This is a genomic window from Acinetobacter sp. AHP123 (assembly GCF_023757925.1).
GTDB lineage: Bacteria > Pseudomonadota > Gammaproteobacteria > Pseudomonadales > Moraxellaceae > Acinetobacter > Acinetobacter oleivorans.
The window spans coordinates 2,193,968-2,206,124 of sequence record NZ_CP092454.1 but is presented as its reverse complement, the minus strand read 5'-3'; the positions used below and the strand labels follow the sequence as shown (position 1 = coordinate 2,206,124).

The following is a 12,157-nucleotide window of genomic DNA, read 5'->3' as shown; positions in this document are numbered from 1 at the left end:
GATATAACTTAATAAATTGCCATATGATCACGATGAATCATTTCAAGTGAACGAGCTTCACCTAACACTTGATAAACCTTATCTGAGGCTAAGCCTTTAATAATTTCAGCAGATCGTGAACTGAAATTCACTCGACCCACTGCAATACGTTTACCTTGTTTATCTACACATTCAACCACATCACCACGATCAAAATGTCCTTCAACAGTTTTAACACCAACTGGGAGTAAACTGCGATGTTTCAATTTAATCGCCTCAATGGCACCATCATCAATTACAAGACGGCCTGCCGTTTGTAAATGAGCAGCGAGCCATTGTTGATGAGCAGTCATACGGTCTTTATCTGTAGTAAACAACGTACCTAGCATTTCACCGGCCATGGCACGTGACAAGACATTGTCACTTTCACCACTCGCAATGAGCGTTGGACAGCCCGACTTAGCAGCTAAACGTGCGGCACGAACCTTAGTCACCATACCACCTCTGCCGAGCACACCACCACCGCCAGCCATTTCGAATAAAACATCGTCCATGGCACGAACAGTAGAGAGTAATTTCGCATCGGGGTTGTGACGCGGATCTGAATCAAACATACCCTGCTGATCAGTTAAAATGATCAACAATTCTGCATGAACCTGACCTGCAACCATCGCAGCTAAAGTATCGTTATCACCAAAACGAATCTCGTCGGTAGATACCGTGTCATTTTCATTAATAACTGGAATCACACGCCAATCAATCAAGTTTTGCAAAGCATCACATGAATTTAAATAACGACGGCGGTCCGCTAGATCATCATGGGTGAGTAAAACCTGAGCAGTACGAATGCCATGTTCTTCAAGAACACTAGACCAAGTATGAATTAAACCCATCTGCCCAATCGCAGCACAGGCTTGTAGACTGGGTAGATCGGTGGGTCGACTTGCAAGCTTCATACGAACCATACCTTCAGCCACAGCTCCAGAAGACACTAAAATAATTTCGTGTCCGGCATCGTGTAGATCTGCAATCTGTTTCGCCCAATGCGAAATAGCATTCAAATCTAAACCTTGCCCATTGGCTGTGAGTAAAGATGATCCGATTTTAACAACGATTCGTTTACACTCACTGAGCTGACGTTGCCCATCGACCACTTCTATCATGTTTTCCTCGGTTTTTTAGTCACGAACGTAGATGCTTTCTACATCATTGTCGTCTTCATCATCGTCAAAATCATCATCATCGCCCAACATGCCTTCAAGACGTTGTGCTCGACGCATAGCGCGATATGCTTCTTTTGCCGCAATGGTTTGTTCACGTGTTTCAACTTCTAGTTGTTCACGGAAAGCTCTTACTTCTGCTGCATATTCAGGATCTTCAACTTCGCGTTCACGTTGTTGTTCAATCTGATCCATGAGGTAATACACAACGTCTTTTGTACCTTCACTTAATAGACCTGATGTCTTAAAGACAGGTCCAGTCCACTCTAGTTCATCTAAAATATGCTGACACCACTCTTCACGACTTTCTTCAGCAATCTGATCCAGTTTATTTAGTACTAAAACAATTGGAAGCTTAGCTAAAGTAGGAGAAAACTTAGCTAACTCATTCATAATTGCTTTTGCATTATGCGCAGGATCCGAACCGTCAATTGGTTGCACATCAATAATGTGTAAAAGGATACGCGTACGTGCCAAATGTTTAAGGAAACGAATTCCCAAACCAGCACCTTCCGCTGCACCTTCAATCAAACCAGGAATATCGGCCATTACAAATGAACGATGACGGTCAGCATCTACAACACCCAAGTTTGGAACCATGGTTGTAAATGGATAATCTGCTACTTTTGGTTTTGCAGCACTTACAGCACGAATAAAGGTTGATTTACCAGCATTTGGCATACCCAATAAACCAACATCTGCCAATACTTTTAATTCAAGACGAATTTCACGAAATTCACCTTTGATGCCTGTCGTACATTTACGCGGAGCACGGTTAGTTGATGATTTAAAGTGGGTATTCCCCAAACCACCATCACCACCACCTGCAACCAGAATTCTTTGGCCATCTTCAACCAAATCGCCAATAATATCGCCTGAATCTGTATCAACAATTGTTGTACCAACGGGTACTTTTAAAACCACATCTTCACCACCACGTCCGGTACAGTTAGCACCTGCACCATTCTTTCCGCGCTCAGCACGGAACTTACGTGTGTAACGGTAATCGACTAGCGTACTCGTATCATCATCAGCTTGAATATAGATACTTCCACCACGTCCGCCATCACCACCATCTGGGCCACCAAATGGTACAAATTTTTCACGGCGAAAACTGGCTACGCCATTGCCACCGTCGCCAGCCTCTACGGTAATGACTGCTTCATCAACAAAGCGCATCTGCCAATCCTCTAAAAACTCTAAAACCGCCTATTCTGCCATATTTTCATAAAATTCTCGAATAGAAAATGGGGCAATTCCCATTTATAACGATCTGTTTTTATCTTTAAGTCACCAAAAGCATTTTAGATTTACAAATACAGGCTTTACCCAACATAAAATGCAGAATAACTATTTAATTTTTAAGGATGGACATTACGTAAAGGTAAGGTCATTTGCATATCAAGATTTGCTTTTGTTTTTGGAACCGAATTATACATGATGGCATTAAATGAAGAGACATTCCCCATTTCCATAGGATCATTCACTTGTAGACTTGGGTTAAACCGATGTTTAACCGATAAATTTACTGGCTCATCAAATTCAAAATAAACAGGACCATCAAAAACAATTTTAACTGGAATGGTATAACTACGTTTTAAATTAAAAGGAACATCTAGCTTGATGGGAATATCTAGCTTAAGTGGAAATTTTGGCAAAAATTTACTTTGATAGACGAGGTCTGTCGTAGTTTCAAGAGGCATAACCTGATCAATTTTTAAAGTTGTCGAATAGTCAACGCTCACTGTAATTGGCGTCTCTACAGCAAAACTTAAATCTGCCAGATATTTCCCTTTTAAAGGTAAAGTTAGTTGGCGGTCTATATCTAATGTTGTATCAAGTTTACCAATAGATTGAACCTGTAAAGTATTGCCAACCTGAATCTTTGTTTCTAAAGAGTCAGGCAAACTAATATCGGCATTATGAGCCGAAACAACTAAATTAGCTTGAATATTGAGATATACCCAAAACATAACAGCAGCAAGAATCATCATTAAGAAAAAACTGATCAACATACTCTTGAGTGAACGAAACATTACTATTCACCCTATTGATCAGTTGTTGTCTGCGATGTTTCTGAACCCACTACCCGATTTAATCGCATAGTGGACAGAGGAATTTTTAACTCACCATTTGCAATCTTCACAGGCAATGTGTTTTTCACATCAACCGAAGCATTTAGTGCTGTTTTAACCGGGACATTCAAATTACCCTCAATTGGAATATTAGTATCCAATCTTGCTTTTAGAGGAATATGGAGATTTTCTTTTAATACCGTCCGCACTGGCGCATCAAATTTCAAATGAACCTTTTGCTCAAGCGGAACATTAATATCAATCGGAACATCAAGTTTTAATGGAATTGTTCCTTTCAATGGCAACGTAATATCACGTCCCAACACCCTCACTTGAACCTTCGTATCGATTGGTAAATTCTGTTCAACTTTTAATGTTTCTTTGACAGGAATTGTGGTGCTAATCGGCACCATATTATCGAAGTAAACACGCGGAGTTAATGTCTGGGTTAATGGAATATTCAGTTTCTCATCAATTGGAATACTGGCATTTACTCGCCCTTTTACATCCACGTTTAAAGCATCTTGTACTTTAACCTTAACTTGTAGAGGTTCTTGCAAGTCAATAGCAACTGCTTGATTCTTTAAAGGAATATAAATATTAAAATGCTTAAACACCCATATTGCGATCAGTACACCACATAAATTGGCAATAATGATGAATATAAAAACGACCAACAAACGTTTAAACTGCGACAATTCCTATCCCTTACTATTTTCTTTTTTTCCTTAATTCCTATTCTCATTTATTTAAAAAAAATAGTCAGCATATATTTTGTACGGTTGTAAAAAAACCCAGTCTAAACTGGGTCTTTTTGTGAAAATCTTTTATAGATCGTTAAATGATCTTAAGCATTCAATTCTGCTGGAATTTTTTTGTAGCTTACGCCGCACATTTGTTCAGCGATACGTAATACCTGACAGCTATAACCAACTTCGTTATCGTACCAAACATAAGCAGTTAAACGGTTACCAGAAGTAATCGTTGCTTGAGCATCATATACACCAGCAGTACGAGAACCGATAAAGTCACTCGATACAACTTCAGTCGAGTTGGTATAACCAATTTGACCTTGAAGGCTAGAGTTAATCGAAATTTGACGAATGTATTCGTTCACTTCTTCACGATCAACTTCTTTATCAAGCGTTAAGTTCAAGATAGCAAGAGATACGTTTGGCGTAGGAACACGTACAGAGTTACCAGTTAATTTACCTTTCAATGCAGGTAATGCTTTAGCAACAGCTTTAGCAGCACCAGTTTCAGTAATAACCATGTTCAATGTAGCAGCACGACCACGACGATCTGCTTTATGGTAGTTATCAATTAAGTTCTGGTCATTTGTAAATGAGTGAACAGTTTCAACGTGACCGTTAAGAACTTTATATTTGTCATCCAATACTTTAAGAATTGGAGTAATTGCATTTGTTGTACAACTTGCAGCAGAGATGATTTTGTCTTCATCTAAGATGTCTGTGTTGTTTACGCCAAATACAACGTTTTTCATTTCGCCTTTACTTGGTGCAGTCAATACAACACGTGCAACGCCTGGGCATTTCAAGTGTTGGCTTAGACCTTCAGCATCACGCCATTTACCAGTGTTATCGATTAAAAGCGCGTTTTGAATACCGTATTCAGTATAGTCAACTTCACTTGGGCTTGATGCATAAATCACTTTAATGAAGTTACCGTTAGCAATGATTGCTTCGTTTTCTTCATCAACAGCGATTGTACCAGCGAAAGTGCCATGAATAGAGTCACGACGAAGTAAAGAAGCACGTTTTGCTAAATCGCCATCAGAAGATTTACGCACAACAATTGCTTTAAGGCTTAGGCCACGACCTAAACCTGATTGGCTAATGATTAAACGAGCTAAGATACGGCCAATACGACCAAAACCATAAAGAACTACATCTTTAGGTTGTTCAGAAGTTGCACTACCTTTAATTGACTCAACTGCTTGAGCAACAAAAGCGTCAACATCACCGCCTTTTTCTTTATATTCAACTGCAAGTTTACCGATATCAACTTCTGCAGAACCAATGTTTTCAACTTTTGCTAAAGCTTCTAAAATTGGAAATGTATTTACAACAGAAAGCTCAACATCTACAACACGTGTACGACGATGAGTTTTCAAAATTTGAATAACAGAACGGTTAATTAAAGAGCGACCGTAAACAGATACGACAATATTTTTTTCACGGTATAATTGACCGATTACGGCAATCATACGTTCCGCGATTTCTTCACGGTTTTTCCAACGGCCTTGGTGTTCAGCATGCAGGGCGATGATAGTGTCTTTGCTCACAGATACGTCCTCTAATTAATTATATCTAGGCGTGATTTTTTAAACCCCGTAATTGTAATGGAATTATCGACAAGAATGAATCAAAAGGTGACGTTAGTAGCTAGATTTTCCTAAAATTCATCATAAATTCATAAAATACCTATAATTATTTTTTATTATCTTATTGTTTAAAGCTGCTAAATTTTTGCTTTTTCTTACTTTTTAGATTCTGATGCTCTAATCGTGAGCATCATTTTTTAATCTTTTTTGATATTTTGCAACGTTTAGCTGCAAATTTTTGGCTTTTTGACGTTGCTGATAAAGGTGAACCGCACCTTCTAAAACGAGTACAAATACTGCACACCAGATCGGAATATAAGTAAACCATTCTTCTTGGCCAATACTCTCCCCTAAAACTAGAGAAGCTAAAGCAAGCAAAACTGGTTCCAAATACCCTAAAAGGCCAAACACAACTAAGGGTAAAAAGCGGCTTGCCAGAATATAACTTCCCAAACCAATAGCACTTAAAATTCCAAGCCCAATAATGATCAAAGCAAGACTCGGTTGATCTATAAATTTGCTATAAGGGAGTAAACCTGTATGGGTTAAATAAATCGCAATCGGCAAAATAATGACTAAGTCCCACCAAAAGCCGCCTAAATTGTCTGTTTTAATTTTTTTACGTAATAAAAAGTAGGCAGAATAGCCAACCGCAACCAATGCAGTTTCCCAAGCAATACTTCCTAAACGCCAGATTTCATGGCCCACGCCAATGACAGCAAGAATAATTGCGACCCATTGAAATTTTGATATTTTTTCGCCATATAGAACACTTCCAGCCAATACTAAAACAAGTGGCAATAGAAAATATCCTAAAGATACTTGTAGGCCTCGCCCATGCATAGGCCCCCATAAAAACAGCCAAAGTTGGACTGAAGTTAAAACGGAGGTTGTGATTAACAACAATAATAAAGATGGCTTAGCCAAAATACGCTGGTAGATATTTTTGATATACGCTAAATCGCCACTCCACCACATAAACAAAGTTAGAAATGGGATTGTTGCAATAATCCGCCATCCGAAAGTTTGTTCACTATCAAGCTGGCCTAACAATTGAGTATAAAAATAAAGTACACCAAAAGTGACAGATGCCATGACAGACAAGCTCACGCCCTTAAACATCACCACCCTCTTAGACTTTAGTAAAAACAGCTCACCACAATACTTGATTTATCCACTATAAAAAAGAAAAAACCATGTGAAAACATGGTTTTTTCTTCATCAGACATTTACATTTATTCTTTATGTTCTGTACGGATAATATCGCGAATATCAAAACCCAATGTTTTTGCATAATTTAGATATTCATCCACCACTTCTTGTTCAGGATGAGGAGTTCTTGATAATACCCAAAGATATTTACGAGAAGGTTCTCCTACTAAAACAGTTTGATAGTCTTCATCTATTTTTAAAATCCAGTAATCTCCGCGAATAACTGGAATCCATCGCACAGCTTCAGGTAAGAAACTCACCTTCAATTTGCTGTTATATGGCGGGTTAACCACGAAGGCTTCACCAATAGATTGCTGTAATTGTTTTCTATTGTCATAGCAGCGATTATCTACAACCACATTTCCATTTTCATTTAAGGTGTAAGTTGCAGATACGTTATAAGCACATTTTTTTTGGAAAAATGCAGGCTTACGGGCGACTTCATACCAAACACCTAAATATCGGTCCAGTTCAACTTTATAAACAGTTTGTAAGGGTTTCGGCTGAGCATAGACATAGGTTCCAACAGCTAAACCAGCCAAAAAGACACCGCCTAACGCAATTTTAGCCAAACGCCAACTGGCTTGCGGAACATTATTTCGAAATGCCATTGTTGCCCTCAACGATTAGTTGTGAATACAAAAGAACTCAAATATCTACAGTAGCTTGTTTTTTAAACACATTATGTAGCGTTATGTATTCATTTATTGCAACATCTGCGCTTTTAATCGAAGAATTTCATCACGTATCCGCGCTGCTTGCTCGAACTGTAAATCTTTCGAGGCCTTTAACATGTCTTTTTCAAGCTTAGTAATATGTTTACTAAACAATTTAGGGTCTGAAAGAATATGTCTTTCATCGGCACTCAATGCTTGTGCTTGTTCAAGTACTTTTTCATCGATCTCGTCATCTGAAAGTACCTCACCCGAGTCAATTTCTTTGACAGCCTGACGAACCGCACTACGTGGTGTAATACCATGCAACTCATTAAATTCAATTTGCTTGGCTCTACGACGATCAGTTTCATCTATAGCTTTTTGCATAGAGTCCGTAATTCGGTCAGCATATAAAATTGCTTTACCTTTTACATTACGCGCAGCACGACCAATTGTCTGAATAAGTGAACGTTCCGAACGTAAAAAGCCCTCTTTATCTGCATCTAAAATGGCAACCAAAGAAACTTCTGGCATATCCAGACCTTCACGTAACAGGTTGATACCGACTAAAACATCAAACACACCTGTACGTAATTCATGAATAATTTTGACACGTTCAACGGTATCAATATCTGAGTGGAGATAAGCCACCTTAACGCCATATTCTTTTAAATATGAAGTCAGATCTTCTGCCATACGCTTCGTTAAAGTCGTAATTAATACCCTTTCATTCAAACTCTTACGAATATTAATTTCAGAAAGAACATCATCCACTTGGGTTAAGACAGGACGAATCTCAATTTCAGGGTCAATGAGACCTGTTGGACGTACCACCTGTTCAACGATTTGGTCTGACTTTTCTAACTCATATTTAGCAGGTGTTGCACTTACAAAAATGGTGGTCGGTACAATACGTTCCCACTCTTCAAACTTCATTGGACGGTTATCAAGCGCACTTGGTAAACGGAAGCCATAGTTTACTAAGTTTTCTTTACGCGACCGATCACCTTTATACATCGCTCCAATTTGTGGAACGGTAACGTGTGATTCATCAATAATCAGCAAAGCATCTTCTGGAATATAGTCAAATAAAGTCGGCGGAGCTTCACCAGATGGACGTCCAGACAAATGACGTGAGTAGTTTTCGATACCATTGGTATAACCCAACTGTTGCATCATTTCCAGATCGTAACGTGTCCGTTGCTCAATACGCTGTGCTTCGAGCAATTTGTCATGTTCACGGAAGAATTTAAGTTGATCTTGTAATTCATCCTTAATTGTATCGATGGCACGTGTTAGATGATCTTTTGGCGTGACATAGTGGCTTTTCGGATAGATCGTTACCCGAGAAACTTTACGAACCATTTTACCAGTTAGCGGGTCAAACCAACGGATTGAGTCGACCTCATCATCAAATAGTTCAATGCGAATAGCATGTTGATCAGATTCTGCTGGGAAAATATCAATGATTTCGCCGCGAATTCGATATGTACCACGTAAGAATTCAAGTTCATTACGCGTATATTGCATTTCAACCAAACGACGGATGATTTCATCACGGCTTACTCGGTCACCCTCGACCACATGCAGCAACATTTGCATATAAGCATTTGGGTCGCCCAAACCATAAATTGCAGACACCGATGCCACAATAATTGCATCACGGCGTTCTAATAAAGCTCGTGTTGCAGATAATCGCATCTGGTCAATGTGATCATTAATGGCTGCATCTTTTTCGATGAACGTATCCGAAGATGGAACGTAAGCCTCTGGCTGGTAGTAATCGTAATAACTTACAAAATATTCAACCGCATTATTAGGGAAGAAAGACTTAAACTCACCATAAAGTTGGGCAGCCAAAGTTTTGTTATGGGCCATCACAATTGTAGGGCGCTGTGTTTGAGCGATCACATTTGCCATGGTATAGGTCTTACCTGAGCCAGTTACCCCTAGCAATAACTGATTACGAAAACCATGCTCGATACCATTGACCAGCTTTTCAATTGCCTGTGGCTGATCACCTGCTGGCTGATAATGAGTGACCAAATCAAAAGGTTGATTTTCGTTCAAAGTTATCTCTCTTTATGAAAAAATTGAATTTAACGTCTCCCCTTTTAATGGGGATTTTTATCTTAATTTAAAGTGCAAATTGAGTTGGAAATTCAATGTAAAAGATTAAGCATCTTAACACTTGACCAATACTATAATCAGTTGCAACATGAAGCTATCCATTAAATAAAAAGCATAACCATGACCTATCAATATCATGATGAAAGTATTGTAACCGAACTTCCAGAAGATACAGTTTTTGTATTTGGTAGTAACCTTGCTGGACAGCATGGTAGCGGCGCAGCACGCGTTGCCAGTCAACACTTCGGAGCAGTTGAAGGTGTGGGGCGCGGCTGGGCTGGTCAAAGCTTTGCAATTCCAACTTTAAATGAACATATCCAACAAATGCCTCTTTCACAAATTGAGCACTACGTTGAAGATTTTAAGATATATGCAAAAAATCATCCTAAAATGAAATATTTTGTCACTGCTTTAGGTTGTGGCATTGCAGGTTATAAAGTCTCTGAAATTGCACCACTCTTTAAAGATATTGATCACAACGTTATCTTTCCAGAATCTTTTAAACCCTATGTTGAAGATAATGCAGTTTCACAATTTCCAACCTTAACTCAAAAGATGGTAAAAAGTTTCATTAATGATGAAGTAATTTTTTACTTCAATCATGGAAGTGAATCTTTTGAAGAAGCCTTAGATAAAACAGATTTATCGGCTGCTGAAAAAGCGATTGCTCTTATTGTTTTAAATGAAGAGCTGTACCCTCGAGATCGATATGGTCGAGGTCGTGATCATGAGCTTAGTGATATTTTAGGTAAGCTCAACGGTAAAATTTTTGACCTGCACGGCAACTCTGAGGGTGCCATGATTTTTGTGAGTGCAGTCGTTGCACTCATGGAACTTTATGATTTTGACGAGCAAGACTTTATCAAATTATGGCGTGGTGAAAAGAATATTGATCACCCTATTAATCGTTAATTTTACTAATAAACTTATGAGCTAAGCAGATAATATCTGCTTTCTCATTATTTTATTTTTACTTACATTTAATTTTCTTATTTTTAATTATTCTAATAAATTTAAGTTCTTTATATTCCCAAATCTTAATTTTTCTCATTATACTTTAAGGCAAACTGAATACTTAAAGAAACATATGGAAACTTTAGATTCTTCAATTTTTGACCTTAGCCCAATTCCAATGTGGATTGAGGATTTCAGTGAAGTTAAACAACAATTTGATCTATGGAGAAATCAAGGTATTGAAAACCTCCATGAATTTTTAAGCCAAAATAAAAATTTAATTATTGAATGTGCTCATAAAATTAAAATTGTTCGTGTGAATCAAAAAACATTAGAACTTTTTGAAGCGAAAACTCACGAAGAACTATATTCAAATTTAAATCTTATTTTTAAAAAAGAGATGTTTGAATCACATATTAATGAATTACAAGAACTATGGAATGGTAAAACCCATTTTTCAAGTACGACTGTAAATTACACTTTATCAGGCAAACGTATTGATGTTCAGTTAAGAGGATCGATTTTACCCGGTTCTGAATCGTCTTTTGAACGTGTATTAATTACCACCGAAGACATAACCCCCTATCAAAATGCGCTTCGTGAAGAAGAAAAAAATCGTCGCTTGGCTGAATCCATGTTTATCTACTCACCCACGTCACTTTGGGTCGAAGATTTCAGCCGTATAAAAAATAGAATTGATCAACTTAGGCTATTGGGAATTGAAGATTTTAGAACTTTTCTAGATGTTCATCCTGAATTTGTCCGTCAGTGTGTAGAAGATATTCTGATTCTAGATGTTAATCAGGCAACTCTCGATTTATTTAAGGCCCCTGATAAATCCACACTTTTCAGAAATACACATAAGGTTTTTGCTGAAGAGATGATTGAAACCTTTCGGGAACAACTCATCGAATTATGGCAAGGTAATATTCATCATAAACGTGAAGCCATTAACTACGCTTTAGATGGCCAAATAAGAAATGTCTTGCTTCAATTTACCGTTTTTCCCGGATACGAAGAGACTTGGGGACTGGTACAAGTTGCACTTACCGATATTACCGCGCGAAAAAAAGCGGAAAACTACCTTGAATATTTAGGACAACACGATGTTCTTACCAAACTATATAACCGCGCTTTTTTTACAGAAGAACTGAATCGTTTAAATCGAAGCATTATTCGCCCTGTTTCTTCAATTTTCTTAGATATGAATGGTTTAAAAGAAACCAATGATAAGTTTGGTCATGATATTGGGGATGGTTTATTGCGTCGCGTTGGAAATATTTTAAGTCAGGCCATTTTAAATACGCCCTATACGGCTTCTAGAATAGGTGGCGATGAATTCGTGATTTTAATGCCGGGGGCAGATGAGGCGAATGTTCTTATTATGCTTCAAACCATTCAAGAACTTTTCAATATCGACAATCAATATTATTCAAGTCACCCAATTAGTATCGCAATTGGACATGCAACCACTCAAACAAATGAACAAATTGAGGACATGTTAAAGCGAGCGGACCATCACATGTATCAAAAGAAAAAAAGTTATTATCAGGAAATTTTACTCAATCAATAAAAAAACAGGCATAT

The 12,157-nt window shown here is 38.0% G+C and carries 10 protein-coding genes; 2 read left to right on the top strand and 8 right to left on the bottom strand.

Translation table 11 applies throughout. The features are described 5' to 3' along the window. Positions 1–8: 8 nt before the first annotated feature. The 8 genes from proB to uvrB form a co-directional block, all read right to left on the bottom strand. Entirely contained in the window at positions 9–1,142 is a 1,134-nt protein-coding gene (gene proB, locus MJX77_RS10530) for a glutamate 5-kinase (RefSeq protein ID WP_144732053.1), read from the bottom strand. Positions 1,143–1,157: 15 nt separating this feature from the next. Continuing rightward, entirely contained in the window at positions 1,158–2,378 is a 1,221-nt protein-coding gene (gene cgtA / locus MJX77_RS10525) for an Obg family GTPase CgtA (RefSeq protein ID WP_004790763.1), read from the bottom strand. Between the two features lie 182 nt (positions 2,379–2,560). Continuing rightward, positions 2,561–3,235 carry a hypothetical protein gene (locus MJX77_RS10520; RefSeq protein WP_005307432.1) on the bottom strand — a complete coding sequence of 225 codons (675 nt, stop codon included), beginning with the start codon at positions 3,233–3,235 and terminating at the stop codon, positions 2,561–2,563. An 11-nt stretch (positions 3,236–3,246) separates the two neighbouring features. Beyond that, positions 3,247–3,972, bottom strand: coding sequence for a hypothetical protein (locus tag MJX77_RS10515; protein WP_004790761.1), 726 nt, complete (start codon positions 3,970–3,972; stop codon positions 3,247–3,249). Positions 3,973–4,121: 149 nt separating this feature from the next. Continuing rightward, complete coding sequence (locus tag MJX77_RS10510; protein ID WP_004790760.1) at positions 4,122–5,579, bottom strand: glyceraldehyde-3-phosphate dehydrogenase; 1,458 nt, start codon at positions 5,577–5,579, stop codon at positions 4,122–4,124. Between the two features lie 216 nt (positions 5,580–5,795). Further along, positions 5,796–6,743, bottom strand: coding sequence for an EamA family transporter RarD (gene rarD / locus MJX77_RS10505; RefSeq protein WP_081402201.1), 948 nt, complete (start codon positions 6,741–6,743; stop codon positions 5,796–5,798). A 110-nt stretch (positions 6,744–6,853) separates the two neighbouring features. Then, the gene (locus MJX77_RS10500) at positions 6,854–7,441 is read right to left on the bottom strand and encodes a lipocalin family protein (RefSeq protein ID WP_252058961.1); all 588 of its coding nucleotides are present in this window, start codon (positions 7,439–7,441) and stop codon (positions 6,854–6,856) included. Between the two features lie 93 nt (positions 7,442–7,534). Continuing rightward, positions 7,535–9,556, bottom strand: coding sequence for an excinuclease ABC subunit UvrB (uvrB, locus tag MJX77_RS10495; RefSeq protein ID WP_049837230.1), 2,022 nt, complete (start codon positions 9,554–9,556; stop codon positions 7,535–7,537). Positions 9,557–9,736: 180 nt separating this feature from the next. Between uvrB and MJX77_RS10490 the strand changes: the two genes are divergently transcribed. After that, positions 9,737–10,528 carry an A1S_2505 family phage non-structural protein gene (locus MJX77_RS10490; RefSeq protein WP_004790757.1) on the top strand — a complete coding sequence of 264 codons (792 nt, stop codon included), beginning with the start codon at positions 9,737–9,739 and terminating at the stop codon, positions 10,526–10,528. Between the two features lie 175 nt (positions 10,529–10,703). Continuing rightward, positions 10,704–12,143 carry a sensor domain-containing diguanylate cyclase gene (locus tag MJX77_RS10485; protein WP_502806526.1) on the top strand — a complete coding sequence of 480 codons (1,440 nt, stop codon included), beginning with the start codon at positions 10,704–10,706 and terminating at the stop codon, positions 12,141–12,143. The last annotated feature ends 14 nt before the right edge of the window (positions 12,144–12,157 follow it).